Origin of the sequence: Vibrio sp. PBL-C16 (genome assembly GCF_034321865.1) — a bacterium.
GTDB lineage: Bacteria > Pseudomonadota > Gammaproteobacteria > Enterobacterales > Vibrionaceae > Vibrio > Vibrio alginolyticus.
The window spans coordinates 1228611-1246821 of record NZ_JAXLNY010000001.1 but is presented as its reverse complement, the minus strand read 5'-3'; the positions used below and the strand labels follow the sequence as shown (position 1 = coordinate 1246821).

Annotated in this window: 17 protein-coding genes; 5 read left to right on the top strand and 12 right to left on the bottom strand. The window is 45.7% G+C overall.

What is annotated here, in order from left to right:
* Nucleotides 1–125: 125 nt before the first annotated feature.
* The 3 genes from ahpF to UQW94_RS05295 form a co-directional block, all read right to left on the bottom strand.
* A complete protein-coding gene (gene ahpF, locus UQW94_RS05305) occupies nucleotides 126–1694 on the bottom strand; it encodes an alkyl hydroperoxide reductase subunit F (protein WP_238952382.1) in 1569 nt (522 codons plus the stop codon).
* 334 nt (nucleotides 1695–2028) lie between these two features.
* Nucleotides 2029–2586, bottom strand: coding sequence for an alkyl hydroperoxide reductase subunit C (ahpC, locus tag UQW94_RS05300; protein ID WP_005374632.1), 558 nt, complete (start codon nucleotides 2584–2586; stop codon nucleotides 2029–2031).
* A gap of 306 nt (nucleotides 2587–2892) precedes the next feature.
* The gene (locus UQW94_RS05295; RefSeq protein WP_238855405.1) at nucleotides 2893–3351 is read right to left on the bottom strand and encodes a MarR family winged helix-turn-helix transcriptional regulator; all 459 of its coding nucleotides are present in this window, start codon (nucleotides 3349–3351) and stop codon (nucleotides 2893–2895) included.
* Between the two features lie 137 nt (nucleotides 3352–3488).
* Here UQW94_RS05295 and UQW94_RS05290 point away from each other — a divergent pair, with 137 nt between their 5' ends.
* Nucleotides 3489–3911 (top strand): organic hydroperoxide resistance protein, encoded by a 423-nt coding sequence (locus UQW94_RS05290; protein ID WP_005374640.1) that lies wholly within the window; start codon nucleotides 3489–3491, stop codon nucleotides 3909–3911.
* Between the two features lie 77 nt (nucleotides 3912–3988).
* On the opposite strand, the gene UQW94_RS05285 is transcribed toward UQW94_RS05290, so the two are convergent.
* A complete protein-coding gene (locus tag UQW94_RS05285; protein WP_322142065.1) occupies nucleotides 3989–5086 on the bottom strand; it encodes an ElyC/SanA/YdcF family protein in 1098 nt (365 codons plus the stop codon).
* Between the two features lie 298 nt (nucleotides 5087–5384).
* Entirely contained in the window at nucleotides 5385–6284 is a 900-nt protein-coding gene (locus UQW94_RS05280; protein WP_322142064.1) for an AraC family transcriptional regulator, read from the bottom strand.
* A 184-nt stretch (nucleotides 6285–6468) separates the two neighbouring features.
* Here UQW94_RS05280 and UQW94_RS05275 point away from each other — a divergent pair, with 184 nt between their 5' ends.
* Together UQW94_RS05275 and UQW94_RS05270 are read left to right on the top strand one after the other, a co-directional pair.
* A complete protein-coding gene (locus tag UQW94_RS05275) occupies nucleotides 6469–7332 on the top strand; it encodes a helix-turn-helix transcriptional regulator (RefSeq protein WP_322142063.1) in 864 nt (287 codons plus the stop codon).
* Between the two features lie 90 nt (nucleotides 7333–7422).
* Nucleotides 7423–8010: a GNAT family protein gene (locus tag UQW94_RS05270; RefSeq protein ID WP_322142062.1), complete on the top strand. Its 588-nt coding sequence runs from the start codon at nucleotides 7423–7425 to the stop codon at nucleotides 8008–8010.
* 110 nt (nucleotides 8011–8120) lie between these two features.
* Here UQW94_RS05270 and UQW94_RS05265 read toward each other — a convergent pair whose 3' ends face one another.
* The 5 genes from UQW94_RS05265 to UQW94_RS05245 form a co-directional block, all read right to left on the bottom strand.
* Complete coding sequence (locus UQW94_RS05265; protein WP_004746427.1) at nucleotides 8121–8387, bottom strand: DUF2999 family protein; 267 nt, start codon at nucleotides 8385–8387, stop codon at nucleotides 8121–8123.
* 79 nt (nucleotides 8388–8466) lie between these two features.
* Nucleotides 8467–9591, bottom strand: a complete 1125-nt coding sequence (locus UQW94_RS05260; protein WP_054576546.1) for a lipocalin-like domain-containing protein — start codon at nucleotides 9589–9591, stop codon at nucleotides 8467–8469.
* Nucleotides 9591–12101: an ABC transporter permease gene (locus tag UQW94_RS05255; RefSeq protein WP_322142061.1), complete on the bottom strand. Its 2511-nt coding sequence runs from the start codon at nucleotides 12099–12101 to the stop codon at nucleotides 9591–9593. Before UQW94_RS05255 ends, UQW94_RS05260 begins: the two co-directional genes overlap by 1 nt.
* Nucleotides 12088–12798: an ABC transporter ATP-binding protein gene (locus tag UQW94_RS05250; protein ID WP_041059132.1), complete on the bottom strand. Its 711-nt coding sequence runs from the start codon at nucleotides 12796–12798 to the stop codon at nucleotides 12088–12090. Before UQW94_RS05250 ends, UQW94_RS05255 begins: the two co-directional genes overlap by 14 nt.
* 487 nt (nucleotides 12799–13285) lie before the next feature.
* On the bottom strand, nucleotides 13286–13531 hold the full coding sequence (locus tag UQW94_RS05245; RefSeq protein ID WP_005374689.1) for a DUF3297 family protein: 246 nt from the start codon (nucleotides 13529–13531) through the stop codon (nucleotides 13286–13288).
* 304 nt (nucleotides 13532–13835) lie between these two features.
* Between UQW94_RS05245 and UQW94_RS05240 the strand changes: the two genes are divergently transcribed.
* Nucleotides 13836–15557, top strand: a complete 1722-nt coding sequence (locus UQW94_RS05240) for an ArnT family glycosyltransferase (RefSeq protein ID WP_225473609.1) — start codon at nucleotides 13836–13838, stop codon at nucleotides 15555–15557.
* Between the two features lie 39 nt (nucleotides 15558–15596).
* Complete coding sequence (locus UQW94_RS05235; RefSeq protein ID WP_005395558.1) at nucleotides 15597–16598, top strand: glycosyltransferase family 2 protein; 1002 nt, start codon at nucleotides 15597–15599, stop codon at nucleotides 16596–16598.
* A gap of 20 nt (nucleotides 16599–16618) precedes the next feature.
* On the opposite strand, the gene UQW94_RS05230 is transcribed toward UQW94_RS05235, so the two are convergent.
* Both UQW94_RS05230 and UQW94_RS05225 read right to left on the bottom strand, forming a co-directional pair.
* Nucleotides 16619–17503, bottom strand: a complete 885-nt coding sequence (locus UQW94_RS05230; RefSeq protein ID WP_225473611.1) for a hypothetical protein — start codon at nucleotides 17501–17503, stop codon at nucleotides 16619–16621.
* The gene (locus UQW94_RS05225) at nucleotides 17493–18137 is read right to left on the bottom strand and encodes a class I SAM-dependent methyltransferase (RefSeq protein ID WP_322142060.1); all 645 of its coding nucleotides are present in this window, start codon (nucleotides 18135–18137) and stop codon (nucleotides 17493–17495) included. Before UQW94_RS05225 ends, UQW94_RS05230 begins: the two co-directional genes overlap by 11 nt.
* Between the last annotated feature and the right edge of the window lie 74 nt (nucleotides 18138–18211).

Here is an 18211-nt window from a genome sequence, read left to right as displayed (position 1 = left end):
AAAGTCTTTGGGCTTCTAGTTTTTTGATTTTATTTCTTGTTACTCATCGCTGTCACGGTGCCCCGATTGGTTTTCCGGGGAAGAAAACACAGCACCGTGCGCTTTGTGTCCAAGAAATTTGGAGATTAGCCTTGCTTACGGATTAGGTAGTCAAATGCGCCTAAGCTTGCTTTTGCACCTTCACCCATCGCAATGATGATCTGCTTGTAAGGAACGGTTGTTGCGTCACCCGCTGCGAACACACCTTCTAAGCTAGTATCGCCACGGCTACCGACTTCAATCTCGCCGCGCTCAGATAGGGCTACTTCTGAATCTTTTAGCCATTCTGTGTTTGGTACTAGACCGATTTGAACAAAGATACCTGACAATTCAATCTCTTTGATCTCATCTGTGTTGCGATCTTTGTACTTCAAGCTTGTTACGCGAGTACCGTCACCCACTACTTCTGTTGTTTGCGCCATCGTGATGATGTCTACGTTTGGTAGTGAGTTCGCTTTGTCGATAAGCACTTGGTCTGCACGAAGTACGTCTGCAAATTCAAGAACCGTTACATGTTCTACAATACCAGCAAGGTCGATAGCAGCTTCGATGCCTGAGTTACCACCACCGATAACTGCGGTTTTCTTGCCTTTGAACAGTGGGCCGTCACAGTGTGGGCAGTACGCGACACCTTTGTTGCGGTACTCTTGCTCACCCGGAACGTTCATTTCACGCCAGCGTGCACCAGGGCTTAAGATGACACTCTTACTCTTCAGCGTTGCGCCGCTTTCAAGTTGGATGTGAATCAAACCATCTTCTGTATGTGCTGCGCCCATTAGCTTCTCAGCTTGTTGCTCAGTCACGACGTCTACGTCGTATTCTTTTAGGTGTTCTGCTAGGTCAGTTGCTAGTTTTGGACCTTCAGTACGTTTTACCGAAATGAAGTTCTCGATTGCCATGGTGTCCATAACCTGACCACCAAAACGCTTAGCAACAACGCCAGTACGAATACCTTTACGAGCAGCGTATAGTGCAGCTGCGCTACCACCAGGACCACCGCCGACAACAAGCACGTCGTATGGGTCTTTTTCGCTCAGTGCTTTCGCCGCTTTCTCGCTCGCGCCGTCATCCACTTTGTTTAGGATTTCAGTCAGAGACATACGGCCTTGACCGAATAGCTCACCGTTCACGAATACACTTGGTACTGCCATGATGTCGCGTTGTTTCACTTCATCTTGGAACAAACCACCGTCGATCATGGTTGCTTTTACTTTCGGGTTGATCGCCGCCATCATGTTGAACGCTTGAACCACGTCCGGACAGTTTTGACACGACAATGAAATGAAGATTTCTACGTCTAGATCTTTGTCTAGTGCTGCGATTTGCTCAATCACTTCTGGTTCTAGTTTGATTGGGTGACCGCCAGAATGAAGCAGTGCCAATACTAGAGAGGTAAATTCGTGACCCATTGGCAAGCCTGCAAAGCGTAGTGCTGTGCCTTTTGCTGGGCTAGTTACCGCCATCACTGGTTTACGTGCGCTTGCGTTGTCGTCACGTTCAACGGTGATTAGGTCGCTCATCTCTGCGATTTGGTTCGCTAGAGACAAAATGTCATTCGATGCTTTGCTTTCATCTAGACTAACCACTAAACGAACTTCTTCTTTTACATTAGCCAGATATTGTTTGAGTTGTTGTTGGATCGCTTGGTCTAACATAGTTGTTACTACCTTAATTAAATAGTTACCAATCAAAACAAGTATTTGTTCATTCTTGCTAGCTAAAATCGTTGATAACTGCGTTATAGATTTTGTAGTTAGAGTAACTAGCTATCGAAAATCTATGCCTGGTTCTAAACGATTTTTTCTACGCAATTACTGCACACCTACTTATTCAGATAGGTAATAAAAAGTGGTTACTGTAGATAAAACCTGAGGGGGAGAGAGCAAATCAGGCAGAAGGTCGTCAAGGTATCTAACCTGAAGTGCTCTCTAATTCAGTTCTAATCAGAAAAAGGAAATCGGAACTGATTAGAACTTAAATTTCAGTGGCTTAGATTTTGCCAACTAGGTCTAGTGATGGAGCTAGTGTCTCTTCACCTTCTTTCCATTTAGCTGGACAAACTTCGCCTGGGTGCGCTGCTACGTATTGAGCTGCTTTCACTTTGCGTAGTAGGTCTTCTGCGTCACGACCGATACCTTCAGCAGTGATTTCCATTGCTTGGATAGTACCTTCTGGGTCGATTAGGAACGTTGCACGGTCTGCAAGACCTTGACCTTCACGCATCACACCGAAGTTGTTTGTGATGTTGCCTGTTTGGTCGCCAAGCATGTAGTACTGAATCTTACCGATTGTGTCTGAGCTGTCGTGCCATGCTTTGTGAGTGAAGTGTGTGTCAGTTGATACTGAGTAAACTTCTACGCCACGTTTTTGTAGCTCTTCGTAGTGGTCTGCTAGGTCGCCCAGTTCTGTTGGACATACAAACGTAAAGTCTGCTGGGTAGAAGAAGAATACTGCCCATTTACCTAGAACGTCTTGTTCTGTTACTTCAACGAATTCGCCGTTTTTGTACGCTGTAGCTGCAAATGGTTTGATTTGAGTATTAATCATAATTTACTTTCCTTTGAATGTTTTAAGCTGAGCTGTTGTTGCTTTCGGAAAGTATATTCTCATCGGAGTGTGTTTAAGGAAAATCGCTTGTAACTATCCTATTGATAGCCATTTCCTATTTCACTTGATAGGGTAATCCGATGTAAGTGAGTTTGCTTTGATAGGTTTTATTGAAGATGAAGGCAGATTAGCAATAGAGAATACCGATGATGACTTTGAGTAGATCTTCTAGCTAGAGATCGAAAGAGCCTGCATCTCGGCAGGCTCTTTCTAATAGGAAGTGGAGAAGCGGATGCTTCTATCTTGTTAGCTCAGATTGTCGAGCACTTTGCCACACAGCTTTTTCAGCATGATCATTTCATCTAGCTCTAAGGTGATTTTACACATCATGGCGTTTGGCACTGACTTAGCTTGTTCTTTAAGGTCACGACCTTGCTCGGTGAGGTTGAGTACGCGGACGCGCTCATCGGTTTCACTTCGGCCGCGCTCTACATAGCCTTTTGCTTCTAAGCGTTTAAGCAGCGGCGTGAGTGTGCCTGAGTCCAAATGCAGTTGAGACCCCAACTCTTTCACGCTGGCACCATCTTTCTCCCACAGCAACATCATCACTAGGTACTGCGAATAAGTCAGATCAAGCTCGTCCAACAACGGACGGTAAGCTCGGATCACTGCGTTTGCAGCGCTGTAGAGCGGGAAGCAAACTTGGTTTTCGAGTAAGAGTTTATCGTCGTCGGTCATGGTGTTGTCGGTGTAACACTGGCTCATTGGTGTTGCCTACCTGCTTACAGATAAAGAGAGTTATAAAATAAATTGTGCACAATATAGTTGCAAGCTATCTTCACTTCGATATAAGATTGCAAGCAATTAAATTGTGCGCAACTTAAATTAAGAAGGACATTCGCATGACTACTCTATACAAAACTCAAGCTACCGCTTTGGCTGGTCGTAATGGTCAAGTAAAAACTGATGACGGTCTTCTCGATCTAGAGCTGTCATACCCGAAAGAAATGGGCGGCACAGGCGCAGCAACTAACCCAGAACAGCTTTTCGCAGCGGGTTATTCAGCGTGTTTTTCTAACGCGATTTTGCACGTAGCGCGTGAAGGTAAAGTAAACCTGAAAAGCGCTCCTGTAACGGCAGAAGTGGGCATCGGTCCGAACGACAACGGCGGCTTTGCACTAACAGTGAGTCTAGCGGTAGAGCTAGACATGCCACAAGAACAAGCGCTAGAGCTAACGCGCATTGCACACCAAGTTTGCCCATATTCAAACGCAGTTCGTGGCAACATTGATGTGGCAGTAACGGTAAACGGCGAAGCAATTTAAGCGGTTCTTACCACGTTACAAAGACAAGAAAGCCTGCAAGTGCGCAGGCTTTGTTGATTGGTATGAGTCGAGAATACTTAACGCGACTCTAGCGGGTAAGAGCGGTAGCTCCGCATGCCGTAAGTACGCAGTGCATCGCGGTAGATACCAAGCAATTCGCCATCGCTGGCTTTGGTTAAGTCTTTCAATGGCTTGTCTGGGTAGCTCACTGTGTCGAAAGTGATGCCTTGTGGGCCAGTTTGCCAGCTTGCGATTTCAAACAAGGTTTGACCACGGCGCACGTGGCTCGCTGAGCTGATGATGGTTGCGTGCTTGATGTTATGACGCGCCAATGCGTAGCTGCTGAATAGGGCGTTACCTACCGTGCTGGTGGCGTAGTTTTCTTCAATGATGCGATCTTTGCTGATGCCTTTTTCAATCAGCCAATCCGCCATTAACTTGCCTTCGGTTTTGTGGTTCTTCGGTACACCACCCGTCAATACGATCAACGCGTCTGGATTTGCTTTCGCCATTGCTAACGTCGTTTCCAAACGCTCAACTAAGATCTGGTGCATCGAACCATCTGGGTTCAGCGCGTATCCCAATGTGACGATTGCGCCTTTGTCATCCAATTTGCCTTTGTCGGCTTTCTCTTTTAGTGGCGTAGCGAGTACGCGGTCTACGGTGTCGAAGATGCGTTGGATGTCTGCCGCTTTACCTGCATTGAGCTTCGTGAGCGTCGCCATGTGTTTCGCTGATTCTGCTTGGTTGCCCTCAAAGCGTTGCCATACCGCTAAGTAAGCGTGCAAATCCACATCGTCTGGTGCGACAGAAAGAGCTTGTTCAAATAGTTCAATCGCGCGGTCTGCATTCTTGTTGTAGATCTGTGCGTTTGCCGCAGAAATCAGTAGGTCAGTGCGGTACGGCTCAAGTTTGTAGGCTTCTAGTAAGCGGTCGGTAACAATCTCCATGTTGCTCGGCATTTTGGCGGTAAAACCTGCATGCGAGATACGCGCAGGGGATTTGAATGCTTGTACTGCGTCATTCAGCAGTTGGTCGACAACTTGACGTTTAGTGACGATCTGTGAGTAATCGGCGGAAGATTGAACGGCAGCATCGTTAGCCGCGATAGAGTATGGGGCAGCAGTCAGCGCAATTACGCTACCAAGAGCAATGGCAAGTAAGTTCTTCTTCATGGAATGTCCTAGAGGTGCTGTAGTACCTAGTTTTTATTGTGCCTAGCGTTGTAGGTCGAACGGGGTCGATGGGATTTTTTCAGTCTAGGTTCGCTTCATGAATAATCTGTGAAATGAATCCCAACTCAGCCGAGCGAATGAACGCGCGTGGTCAAAACGCGAAGTAGGATCACGAAAATATTGAGGTATTCGTTCGTGTTCTAAGTAATTGGATTAAAAGATAAACAGCGTTTGGAAGAACGAATTTAAGCAACCAGAATAAGAAATGAAAAAGCCTGCAACGATGCAGGCTTTTGGTTTATTTGATGGCGGTGCAGAAGCTAACGTCTGCATGGTGTGTTTGTGGGTCGAAGCTGTGGTAAAGCTCAAAGCAAGGACGATCGTCGTTCTCAATACCGGATTCAATCACTTTGCTCATGACATCATCCCACGCTTTTGAGTATTGGCTCGGGTCAGTAATGTGCTGGCGCATCACCGCATATTGACCACCGGGGAAGTCTTGCAGCTCAATGCCTTTTGGAACTTCCGTATCTTCTGGCACCATCAAGCAGATATCAGTGCGACACTTCTCGTCTGGCGTGATTTCAGGATTATCATGGTAGATGAAGATGCAGGTATTGCCTGCCAAACCTTTCATTCCTGCCCATTGATACAAGCGACCTGATGGCTCTTCATAGCCTTGGCCGTAAGGGCCGTTTACGCGAATGTAAGCCAGTTTTGCTTTTTCAAAGTTTTGCGTTTCCATTGTCATGCTCCATTTGGTGAGTTCAGAGCCAGTATATGAATCGCTTGGTGTTACTTCGTTTCCATTCTTGCGCAACGTGTGTCCAATCTTGCTGTTTCGTGCTAATTCAGAAAACTGCTGGTAGTTCTCACAGTCACGAAAGGCCGTAGGTGTAACGCCATAATGTTGTTTGAAGGCTTTGGCTAAGCTCTGTGAGCTAGAAAATCCGTACTCTAGGGCAATGTTCAATACCGGTTGCTTGGATTTGAACAAGTCATCGGCGGCGGCTTCTAAACGCAAACGTCGAATGAAATCGGCTAATGTCTCGCCTTGCACGGCTTTGAAGGTGCGATGAAAGTGATAAGGGGAAAGGTTCGCCAGCGCGGCCACTTCTGGCAGGTTGAGTGGTTCATTAAAGTGTTGTTCTAAATAACGAATCACAGGAATCAGTCGTTGGTGGTAGTCGACGCGCATCGGGGGATTTCCTTGTTCTGTTCAGCTTGTTTTCTCTGCTCAAAGCCTACCGCAATCCAACAAGCTTACAAGGGAGCAGGGTGAGAAATGCGTGGCGAGATGAGCGTCAATCAGTCACACTCAACGAGCAGATGTTTAAGCAAAAACGTTGCGCTCATTATCTTTATTAACCGCTAGGACAATCATGATAGCTTGGAAACAGTCTCTGCCAGAGTACAACTGGCTCATTCATCAAATTTGGTACTTGGAAGTGCCAGAGGGTGAAGTCATTGACCCCAAGCCGCATCTTATCCCAAACCCGCGTGCTCATTTACTCTTTACGCCACCAGAGCAAGGCTACAGTTACGACACGAGGGACATTAAGCTTGCTGGCAAAGGCTGCCACTTATTAACGGCTAACGAACATTTGCTGTTGTTGGAAGATAGGGCGCCCATCAAGCGTATTGGTATCACCTTTCGTCCAGAGGGTTTGTATGCCATTGAGTCACTTTTTAGTGATGCATCCCAAGTTACAGCAATTAACCAATGCGAATGGTTTGATTGGCTCAACACGGCGTTTGATGAGCGCTTTCAACAAGGTCTATGGCAGTTAGAGTTGCAGGATTCACCGCAATGTTTGCTGGACTATATCAAGCGACATTTAGATGCGTTAGATATCGAACCTTGCCGTATCAAACCGTTTTTGGCATCGCAAAAAGCGGTGTCCGTGATGGATGCTCAGGCGCTACGCTCACCTGAGTTAGCGATGGATATTGATGAGATAGCCAAACAGTGCGCCTGTTCTCGCAGAACGCTTGAGCGCAGTTTCAAGCAGGTGGTGGGGTTGAGCGTTAAGCAGTATCAACAAATGGCACGTCTGGAGCAGATGATTTTGACTCTCTACAAGCAACAAGAAGCGATTGATTGGGCGAGTTTCTCCCAACAATTTGGTTTCAGTGACCAATCGCATTTGATTCGATCCCTCAAACAGCAGCTAAGAAAAACGCCAAGCAAGTATTTGAAAAAGCGCGACTTAACCATCGATATCTATGGCGACTTTGAGTCGTAATACATTGCTAATCAGCCCGAAAGTTGTCGCAAAAATCCAATTTTTTCTTATCCGCTGGGCTACTATTTTCCGCAGATAACGAGGTAACACATGTCATATCAAAAACTAAAACAAGGCGAAGCCATCCCATTTAACGAATCGTTGACTATCCAACTGATTCAAGGCTCTGATCTACAAGATATTATCGAGATGTTGAACGACGATAAGGTCAATCAATATCTGTTCTTCGCACCTGCTGACAACAGCCTATATGAAGGCTTCTTTGGCCCTATTATTGAAAATACGGCACAAGCGATTAAAGACGATGTTTGGCCAGATAGCCCAACGTTCGTGATTCGTGACCAACAAGGTCAGTACATGGGAATGTGTGCAGTGACCGCAGTGATGTTCTTAACTGGCAACTACGAAGTGGGTTATCAGTTACCTACTTGTGCATGGGGCAAAGGCGTTGCGACTCGCGCTTGCCAAATGATGACCGAGATTGGATTTACTGAGCTAAACGCCCATAAAGTCAGTGCCGATTGCTACGCTTCTAATGCTGGTTCTTACAAGACGTTAGAGAAAAATGGTTTTACTCAAGAAGGCCGTCAGAAAGACTACTACAAACTAGATCAAGGCTTTGACGACAAGCTTTACTACGGTATGACCGCAGAACAATTCGCGTCTTTAAATCGCTAATAATTAGCTGACAAAAAGTAGCTAACAACAAAGTAGCCAACAAAAAAGGCCGTTAACCCACATGCTCGGGTTAACGGCCTTTTCTATATTCAGCGCTAAATGGCTAAGACTTAGTTGCCTTGGTTCTGGCTTTGAAGCTTCTCTTTTGCTTCTTCAACCTTTGAGAAATCCAATCCCAACTCGTCTACGGCTTCTTTAATTAGCGCAGGGTTTTGCATCACTTGCGCCATCAGCATTTGTAGCTTGTCTTGTGGCAAACCTAGTTGGCTGATGGTTGCCATTGCTGCGAGCGGGTTTTGCGTCAGAGTCTGGAAGATTTCGTTGATCTGTTCATCGCTGATGTTGTTCTCTTTCAGCAAGGCGATAATTGGGTTCATCATATTTCCTTTCAATCAGTGTATGACTTGGTTGCCAGTATTTGTTCTAGCAGAATAATTGGGGCTCCCGCGCAATATTTCAATACCCTGTTAGCTCCATGTAACCCGTCCCAGAATGAGAGCCATCAATACGCACCGGGCCTTCCCAATAAGGCACAGAAAGGGGCATTTTTGCGTTCGGGTTGAGTGCAGAAACCGTAAGCTCAATTTGCTGGTTCGGAATCGACACTCGCCACTGGGTTGGATACTTTCGCCCTTGGATTTCTGTTTGCTTGGTCGCCTTTAACTGAATGTCTTTTTGAGAAATGGCGATGCCAGCCCCATCTTGCTGCATCAGCCTTGCGCTGGAGTAACTGGCTTGACCGGTTTTGGAATCCCGCAACTGGAACACCACCAAGCTGGTGTCGTCACTCAATCTTAGGGCAAACCAGTCCCAGCCTTGTTGTGAGTCGAGTAAGAATTGCGAGCTCCACTCTCGGTCTATCCAGCCTTTGCCCGACACTTGATGGGTTTTGCTGTCGATCGTGACTTCACCGGAGACATCAATAAACGGTTGGCTGTAGTAATACGAAGCCACCTGACCATCGGCGCTTTTGGTGCTGTACCCTTGCTCTCCTTGTTTTTGATACGGTGCGCTGCTGGTAAGAGTGAGCGAATAGCCAAACTGTTCGGAGTTTGCATTCAATGTGGCAGGGAAGAGATCGGTGGTTGAAGAAGTCCACTGCCAATCATCGAGATAAACCCGAAATGGTGAAGTGTCGACGCCAGCGAGAGAGGCTTGATCGCGCGACCATTTTTCATCGGCGTAGTGTTTGTCTGCGGTCGTCACTGCGCTGTGCGCCATGTAGATTTGTTGAGCTTGCCATTCGGTTTTCTTCACGTCATCTTCGCCCGTTGGCGGCGCAGCAGCAAAGCGAAACTGTGTCCACTGGACGCCAAGTGGAGTGCCATCTTCATCAATTAAGTTAGCGGTTAAGTACCACCATTCATGACGAAAGTTTGGGTGTGCTTGATGGTCTGCAGGGAAGGTGAGTTCAATCCCTTTTTCTACGGGTGTGAATAAGTTGCTCTCGCTTTGTGTATCTCCACTGCCCAGCAACGTGCCCATATTTTGCGTGCCCATATTTTTTTGTTGGGCATCTTCACAACCGAATAGGAATAAGCTGCTTATGAGTAGAGTAAGCTTGCTTGCCAATCGAACCATCACAACACCTCGCTTTGCAAACTGGATACGACAGGCTTACTGACCAATCGCCACAGCGGAATCAAGGTTGCGATCACTGCCACCAAGATGGTGATTGCCGCAATGCTCAGCGCATCACTCCAATTCCACAGATAATTTAAGCTCCAACCAAAAGCGCGCAAGGTGACAATATCTGTCAGCACATATCCCACCATGGCTCCTAAAGGTAGGGCAATAACCAGCGTAAAACTGACTAAAGCGACGATCTGTCCGACCACCATGGTCATTAATTTACGACGACTAACGCCAAGTGCATACAGCCTTGCAATGGCGGCTTTGCGCGCGTCAAGCAACATAAAACAAGCACTGAACAAACCAATCACCGCGACCATCAACGTCACGCCGTTGAGTGCGCGTGTAATGGCGAAGGTCTGCGAGAAAATATCCAACGCGATGGATTTGATTTGCGCCTGGTCGTAGAGTTGACTCGGATGCAGATTCAATTGCTCGCGCAGTTGCTCGTAGACGATTTGTGGGTCCCCTGAGACTTTAATGCCAAGGCTTGTTGGCAGGTCGGTAAAGCCACTCTCTTGCCATAACTTTGGTGCTAATAAGACTTCACCGTTAGGTGAGCCGTAATCATGGAATACCGCACCCACAAGTAGGTTCTTATTTGGAACGGCATCAAGCGTGAGCTCGCTACCCAGTGATAAACCCAGTTTGACCGCGGTTGGCTCACTGATAGCGACTAACTCACCTTGGTAAAAGCGTGGCCAGAAGTTTTCCAACTGCGATTTGAACACCATGGTTTGTTCTAAGGTGTCTTTGTCTTTGGTGCCAAGCAAAATCGGTAAGCCTTGCAGGTTATCGTCGACGTAGTATTGCTTGTAGACGGTCTCAACCTTGTCGAACTGCCCTAACGCGCGCTCTACATCAGCGATTTCTCCTTGGGCAGGACTGACGTAAATATCGGCGTGCAACCTTTGTTCTAACCACTGTTTTAGGGTGGATTCAAAGCTGCCCACTAAGGTGTTCATCCCCATATTGGCAGTAACGGCGAGTAGCAGTGCCATCATGGCGAGAGAAAGCGGAGAAATCAGCTCGCGTAGCTCAGCAAACAGATACTGCATCAAACCAGAACTGGTGCGCTTTTCACACCAATTGGCTAACACGCTGAGTGTTTTGGGTAGGTACAAAGGAATCGACACCACAAGCACGCCGAGCCACGCCATGGTGAAGCGGTGATGCTCACTCAGCCATAACCCTGCGAGTGCGAGAGTCGTCAACGCAGCACCTATCACGAACAATTGGTTTTCGTTAGAAGCTTCAGGTGCTTGATAAAATCCACCATGAGAGGAAAGCGGCTGACGCACTCGCTGTTTAAAGTGCTGCCAACATGCTAATAGGGTGGCGGCTAACGTGAGCAGCAGGGCTTGCGCCCACCATTGCCACTGCCAAGTGCCGGGCAGAAGTGTCGCGCCATAAAGTTGTTCTAGAGTCAGTGCCACGGTCGGGTGTAACCAATGGCTGAGCTGCATGCCCAATACAAAACCGAGGGAAGCGCCGATGGTAACGAGAAGAGTGAGTTCAACTAACAGCGCAGAGAACACAATGCTCGGCGCAACGCCCGCCTGTTGAATCTGCACTAACAGCCGATTGCGTTTCAACAAGCTGTATTTTACGCCGTTGTAGGCAATGAACAGCCCGACTAAAAAGGCAAGTAAGCTCATTGCGGTGAGGTTGAGGTGAAAGCTGTCGGTCAGCGAACCAAGGTCTGTACTTTGGTTATTGGAAATCCATTGTCCTTGCTCGCCAATGATGCTTTGCCAATTTGCTTGCGTGTCTTTATTCCCTTTATCACCCGAATGGAAAACCGCAATGTAACTGAGCTGTCCTTGTTTATTGAGCAGTTGCTGCGCAAAACCAATGTCCATCAACATTCGGCTACCTAACTGCCATTCGTCAGGTAGCACCACCACTTGGGTTGGGATGTCGTCCAGAGTTAGGGTTTCTACCTCTCCTAAGTTTTGATGTTGAGATTGGCTCATCATCACGATTGGCTTGCCAGCTAAAAGCTCAGGCAAAGGTAAAGCACTGTCGAACAAAGACACGTTTTGCTCACTATCCGATGAATAGCGCGAACGTGAAGAGATGGCGGCAATTAACTCGCTACCTTGTACTGACCAACGACGACCTTGTTCGTCTCTCACTCGCCCTTCGATTACAGGTAGTGTTGCACTGAGTCCGTTTTGTCTGAGGGTGAAGTAGAGCGATTCGGGCAGATAGTTTTGCCCTGCGGGTGGAATAATTAAGTTCTGAGCTTGTGCGCTAAGCTGCTCGGTAGACTCCGCATAACTGCGCTTGGCATTGAGGTTGATGGCTTGTACCGCAACAAACAAGGTCACAGCCAGCACGATACCGATCAGAATTGCGGCGGCTTGCAGTGGCGCCTGCCGATAGTGCGCTACAAACAGATTCAGGGCGAGTCGAGTATGAGTAAATCTGGTGTTTGATAGCTTAGCTTGCTTCATGGCGAAGCTCATGTTTGTTTACTTGATGACAGTTCTGTAGCTGACTATTATCCAATCGCAGCCGTGTTTTCATAAATTCAGCGCATTCAGGGCTGTGGGTGACTAACAGCACTGCCGTATTGCCTTGGGTGGTGATTTCACTGAGTAATTTCATCACTTCCAAGCCCGCTTTTTGGTCGAGGTTACCTGTGGGTTCATCGGCGAGTAGAAGCTTAGGTTTGTGTGCCAATGCGCGCGCAATAGCGACTCGTTGTTGTTGACCGCCGGAAAGGGCAGAAACATGTCTATCAAGCAGTTGGCTGATGCCTAGAGTCTCGACCAAATAATCGCACCAGTCATTCCATTTGTGTTGATTCAAATGCAGAGGGAAGGCGATGTTCTGCTGTACGTTGAGCGGTGTTAATAGGTTGAATTGCTGGAAGATAACACCGAGTTTTTGGTGTCGAAATTGGCTCCATTGTGGGTCTTTCCAAGCCGCTGTGTTATCGCCATCTAACCACAACTCACCTTCGGAAAGTGGCTCAAAGCCAGCAATGACATTGAGTAAGGTACTTTTGCCGCTGCCACTTGCGCCCGTCAGTGCAACACTCGCTCCTGTGTTCAACGTAAAGTCGACGCCTTCCAACACGCGATGTGTCTCTTTGCCATCAACAAAGCTTTTGCTGGCGTGTTTGAGTGTGACAAGTGGGCTTTCCATTTCCTCTCCCTGTATTAAAAAGGTGTCGTTTCTTTTGGCAATCGCTATTGCAGTTCGTTCTTTAGAAACTTTAGACAACAATCAGATAAAAACAGCGATTTACATCGAGTTTAGGGTCTGTTGACCTTTCGAGCTGATTTTTGCAGCGAATTGTTGGGTATTTGTGCAAGGCAGAAGCTTTGATGTGTAGTTAGCCTACATGAAAAAGCTGATAACGCAGGAGAAATGACCAACAAACGCTGCCCAAAGGGTTCGGCTAAAATCGTTCTATGCTTTGTTAAGGAGTATTTACTTAGAATGCTAGGCTACACACTCCTTGCCTCGCCTAAAACGATTTTATCTCGAACAAAACTTAATCTCGAAAGATAAACAGACCCTCCTTTGTACTGAAAAGAAGAGGGAATAGATTAAACGAGAAGGGGATATGACAGGCATTAAAAAAGCCCGAGTCAGACTCGAGCTTTCAAAGAAATTCAGCGTGGTTAGCTTACACGTAGTACGCTTCAACTTCGCCTTTAAGTTTGATTAGCATTGGGTTACCGAAACGGTCTTTTGCTTTAGGAGAAGCAATTTTTACCCAACCTTCGCTGATGCAGTATTCTTCTACGTCAGTACGCTCTTGGCCGTTGATACGAATACCGATTTGGTGCTCGAAGCATTCTTTGATGAAGAATGGGCTACGTGGGTTACCTGCTAGGCGATCTGGTAGAGCTGGTTTAGCTGTATCTGTCATGTTTGTGACCTAAATTCCGTAAAAAGTGCGCCATTGTAGTCAGTGCACAGTGAGTGTTCAAGATATGTTGAGAGACTTAATACTAAAGCCTTTTGAAATAATGCAAAGTTTCCCGCTTTCAAAGTGTGGAATAAAAACACGGTCTCGTTGCTCAACGGTGTTTTGCTCTCGAAACTTCTCCTGCCACCCCTTATTTGGTTTTGAATCATGACTATACTCATTACTGGCAGTTCTAACCTTATTCATACAACTTAATGTCTCAGAGCATGCCACTAGTCGAGAAACGATTAACAAGGAAGGGTGAATGAAGACTGTTGAACAGGTTAATAAACGTCATTTATCGGATAGAGATACTACCTCTAGCACTTCTATTTTTCTTTGTATTCTAATCGTAGTGGCTGTAATCGCTCGGTTTTTTGTTGCGTTTAATTACGAAGTAAATTGGGACGAGTTTTATTACCTATCTTTTGTGCATCGGTTTATTAACGGCGAGGTGATTAATAGTTTCCAAACCTTTCACATTCACTTCTTTACTTGGCTGAGTGGTGTATCAGATAACGATGTTGACCAGATCATTGTGGCGAGAGTCGTTATGGTCTTCTTTCAATTACTCACGGGATTTTATCTATACAAGTTATGTCGATTGTACTGCAGCAAATCGGCGGCACTTTTTGCGGTGCTTGCCTATTTTTCTTTTGTTTATAATGTTCGTATGGGGGCCAGTTTTCGTACTGATCCTATCGCGACATGTATGATCATGGCGGCGCTGTATTATGTGTTTAGTACAACATTTTCTTGGCGTGTATCCATTCTTGCTGGTGTCCTTACGGCTGTCGCCTTGCTCGTCACTTTAAAGACCGCTCTGTATATCCCGACTTTTATAGGCATAGTTTTAACCTCGCTTTATTGGTCGCGAAATCGTAAGCGTTATTTTAGGCAAGTTCTCATGTATGGAGTCGCAATACTGGTTGCCTTTGCGATGCTATACAGTTGGCATTACTTCTCTATACATGGAGCGAGTTCGGTTGGTGATGCAGGAACGATGTTCGGTGCTGCGGATAAGACACTAAACCAGCGCGAGCTTTTTCCTCGATTGTTTTACTTTGTTCATTCAGTTTCGACGAACTCATGGTATTGGTTAGCTCTTTTCATTGGTATTGGTACTGCTGTTTATGCGTGTTTTTCGCAAAAGCTATTAAGCCGTGAGTCATCGATTAAGTTTTTGTGCCTAAGTTTATTACTCTTCACTTTGCTCTTTTATCGCAACGCTTTCCCATACTATTACTCTTTTATGCTTGCTCCAGTGAGTGCTTTGTTTGCTGTGGCTTGGGTTGGTATCCAGAATTTCACTAACGCAAGAGTTGCACAATTTTTTAATTTTATTGTTCCCTGCTTGTTTGCGGTATCCATTGTGGTGAATGGTTTTGTTTTACCGATAAAAAGCAACTTGGCCTACCAGCGTCAGTTTCTTGATGAAATACATAAAATCTTTCCTCAGCCTGTTGCTTATATTGATCGATGCTCCATGGTTCCGACTTTTTCAAAACAAGGTTTTTTCATGAGTACGTGGGGTTACGAAGATTATATTGCGAGAAACATCCCCGTTATTCGCAATGCAATAGAGCAAGACAATCCGGCTTTTGTACTGGTTAATTCGCACTATTTAGATGTGTTTGGCCCTGACAAAACCGATAAAGGGCTATTAAGGCAAGATATTCAAGCGTTAAGGCAGAACTACATTCATCATTGGTCGCATCTGTATGTTGCAGGAAAGACGTTTGAACTGACGCCCAACTCTCTTAGTCGGGAAGTTAAGGTCAACATCGAGGGCGTATATACGCTTGAAGCTAGCAATAGTCTTCTGATTAATGGCAAGGTTTGGTTGGCAGGTCAAGCACGGTACTTGGCGCGGGGGGGCTATGAATTAGTGTCGAAAGAGCCAGGTAAAGTCGTTCTGCGTTGGGGAGATAACCTGTACCGACCTCGCAATCTTGAAGAGAAGCAGAGGTTATTTACCGGCTTCTAATACGCACAGTAATGTTGATTCAGAACATGAGGAGCAAGCATGAAGTTAATTGTTCAAATTCCGTGCTTTAACGAAGCGGACAATATTGCTGATGTTATTCGCTCAATACCAAAGCGCGTTGATGGTATCGCTAAGATAGAGATTCTAATCATCGATGATGGTTCTACGGATGGTACTTCAGAAGTCGCACGCAAGTGTGGTGTTGAGCACATTATTACTAACCAGGGCAATAAGGGGCTTGCTTACTCATTTCGAAGAGGGATTGAGGAGTGCCTTCGTCTTCATGCTGATATCATTGTGAACACCGATGGCGATAATCAATATAATGGGGCCGATATTCCGCACTTGGTTAAGCCTATTATCGAGCACAAAGCAGAAATTGTTGTTGGTGACCGAGGAGGGTATAGCAATACACATTTCTCTGTATTTAAACGATGTTTACAAGTGTCGGGGAGCTTTATTATTGCCAAAGCGACGGGATTGGATGTTAAAGATGCTGTGAGTGGTTTTCGCGCAATATCGAGAAGTGCGGCACAACAACTTAATATCGTATCGGATTTTAGCTACACAATAGAAATGTTGATTCAAGCAAGTGCAAAAAGGATTGGTGTGGTTTCGGTGCCAATCCGAACTAATGAAAAAACGCGAGAGTCCCGTCTGTTTAAGAGCATTCCGCAGTTTCTAAAAATGTCGCTCTCTACCTTGGTCAGGGTTTATACCATGTATCGACCTCTGCAAGTGTTTTTGTTTATTGGCTCGGTGGCGATGATTTGTGGTGTGATTCCCATTATGCGATTCCTGTATTTCTTTTTAAATGGAGCAGGAGATGGCCATATTCAGTCATTGGTCTTGGGGTCAACGCTACTTATCTTGGGTTTCATCACTTTATTGATGGGGTTGGTGGCCGATCTAATAGGGTTCAATCGAAAGCTGACCGAAAAAGTATTGCACCGAATTGAGGTATTGGAAGAAAAGCTGGAGCATCAGGAAAAGTTGCCCACTTATCAGTTTGAAACCAAGCGAAAACGATCTGGAGAGTAATAGCGAGTTACCTCGATACTTTAAAGAAGTGAGTTATTTGATACGGCTTGCTTAGGCCTAAATAAACTCGAGATAGCGAAGAACAACATATCCCCTAGAACCGTGACGATTCTGGAAACAAGGACTGCAACTAAGAGTGTATCTTCAATACTCGGCGAATCTAGAAGTGTGATTAAAACAGCCTCTCGGACACCCAACCCTGCAGGAGAACCTGGGGTGGCAAACCCTATTAACCATGCGATGATGAAGTAACAAGATGTATGTAAAAATGTCTCTAAAGTTGGAGTTAGATTGTCGTTTAGCGTAAAAAATATGAGTGAGAAAATGCCGCCCGATACCAAAAAAAAGCAGAGATAAAGCCCACAAGCTTTTAGGTAATTGCGACTGGCTATCAAGCTTAATATTGATCCGGTGATCACGATAAATCCAGCGAATAAAGTCATCTCGTACCCCATTAAACTAGGGAAGTACTCATTCAGCAGAAAGACGCCAAACGAACCAGCCGCAATACCCATCAACCCTATTTCCCATAAGGTCGATTTCAGTAATACATTATTCTTAATTCCGTGTTGTACGCCAATTACTTGTCGGCTAGCGAATTGGAAAATGTTTCCAGGTAGATACTTAGCAATTTGAGATCCGCCAAACACCCAAATAGCAGTTGATGCAGACAAAGTATATTCACTGTTCGCGACTAAAAGTCGCCACGCCATAGAAAGAACATAATTGCCAAAGGCGTAGAGGCCTATGCAAAAAATAAATACCAGATAGGAGTAAGAGGGAATATCCTGAATATTCAGTTGCTGCGAGTATGTAGAGAGCTTGATTAATACAAAGGCGATGGAAAAAATAGTAATGATTCGCCCAACCCAACTTAATATGAATTTACTCTTATTATGTTTCATGATTCACACGCTGGCATAAAACCATGGTCCAAGGAATGGGAGAGCGTACTTCGAGAATCTCAAAGTGTTGATTGAGCAAAGTCAGAAAGGCATTCTTGGACCAGTGTTGGATATGTCCGGGAGTATTGCCCCAACTGTTTAAATATTTACCTCTTGCCATGTTTAACGCACACCACAACGGCTCTCTTGGCACACTAAAAATGTAATAGTCAGTATCGAGATCTTGCAATGTTGCTAGTGCTTGCTCGGGATGCTCTAGGTGTTCCAAGACCTCACAACAAACAACAAGGTCAGCAGAATCAGTGTTTCTAGCAACGTCATACACACTTTTTTGTTCAAACAAAATGTCTTCCAAGTTGTGTGCTTGGGCATTGTCTCTTGCTAGTTGAATCACTTGTTGGGAGAAGTCACTCCCTTTCACACGGATCCCTTGTTGATGCCATTTAAGTGCCCAGACTCCTTCTCCGCAGCCGATTTCGTGTATCGACTTTGGTGTGACCATATCAACCAGTTGCGATAAATGATGATCGAAATTGCTCATCATTTTTCTGGCGATGGGGTTCTGAGTATTGTATTTGTCGTAATAGTTTCCGACAGGGATCCCCTGCTCTTCGATACCTTTAGATATTTTCATGGCGTACTCAAATAAATTATCTCAAATGGCCAGGAAGTTCTTCTATTGATGAACTATGTTCTTCAGCCAACCAT

What these genes read in the sequence shown, in the direction of transcription:
- UQW94_RS05250 (WP_041059132.1), bottom strand. Translation starts at nt 12,798, where the DNA reads ATGGAAAGCCCACTTGTCACACTCAAACACGCCAGCAAAAGCTTTGTT.
- ahpF (WP_238952382.1), bottom strand. Translation starts at nt 1,694, where the DNA reads ATGTTAGACCAAGCGATCCAACAACAACTCAAACAATATCTGGCTAAT.
- UQW94_RS05240 (WP_225473609.1), top strand. Translation starts at nt 13,836, where the DNA reads ATGAAGACTGTTGAACAGGTTAATAAACGTCATTTATCGGATAGAGAT.
- ahpC (WP_005374632.1), bottom strand. Translation starts at nt 2,586, where the DNA reads ATGATTAATACTCAAATCAAACCATTTGCAGCTACAGCGTACAAAAAC.
- UQW94_RS05230 (WP_225473611.1), bottom strand. Translation starts at nt 17,503, where the DNA reads ATGAAACATAATAAGAGTAAATTCATATTAAGTTGGGTTGGGCGAATC.
- UQW94_RS05285 (WP_322142065.1), bottom strand. Translation starts at nt 5,086, where the DNA reads ATGAAGAAGAACTTACTTGCCATTGCTCTTGGTAGCGTAATTGCGCTG.
- UQW94_RS05225 (WP_322142060.1), bottom strand. Translation starts at nt 18,137, where the DNA reads ATGAAAATATCTAAAGGTATCGAAGAGCAGGGGATCCCTGTCGGAAAC.
- UQW94_RS05280 (WP_322142064.1), bottom strand. Translation starts at nt 6,284, where the DNA reads ATGCGCGTCGACTACCACCAACGACTGATTCCTGTGATTCGTTATTTA.
- UQW94_RS05265 (WP_004746427.1), bottom strand. Translation starts at nt 8,387, where the DNA reads ATGAACCCAATTATCGCCTTGCTGAAAGAGAACAACATCAGCGATGAA.
- UQW94_RS05260 (WP_054576546.1), bottom strand. Translation starts at nt 9,591, where the DNA reads ATGGTTCGATTGGCAAGCAAGCTTACTCTACTCATAAGCAGCTTATTC.
- UQW94_RS05255 (WP_322142061.1), bottom strand. Translation starts at nt 12,101, where the DNA reads ATGAAGCAAGCTAAGCTATCAAACACCAGATTTACTCATACTCGACTC.
- UQW94_RS05245 (WP_005374689.1), bottom strand. Translation starts at nt 13,531, where the DNA reads ATGACAGATACAGCTAAACCAGCTCTACCAGATCGCCTAGCAGGTAAC.
- UQW94_RS05295 (WP_238855405.1), bottom strand. Translation starts at nt 3,351, where the DNA reads ATGAGCCAGTGTTACACCGACAACACCATGACCGACGACGATAAACTC.
- UQW94_RS05275 (WP_322142063.1), top strand. Translation starts at nt 6,469, where the DNA reads ATGATAGCTTGGAAACAGTCTCTGCCAGAGTACAACTGGCTCATTCAT.
- UQW94_RS05270 (WP_322142062.1), top strand. Translation starts at nt 7,423, where the DNA reads ATGTCATATCAAAAACTAAAACAAGGCGAAGCCATCCCATTTAACGAA.
- UQW94_RS05235 (WP_005395558.1), top strand. Translation starts at nt 15,597, where the DNA reads ATGAAGTTAATTGTTCAAATTCCGTGCTTTAACGAAGCGGACAATATT.
- UQW94_RS05290 (WP_005374640.1), top strand. Translation starts at nt 3,489, where the DNA reads ATGACTACTCTATACAAAACTCAAGCTACCGCTTTGGCTGGTCGTAAT.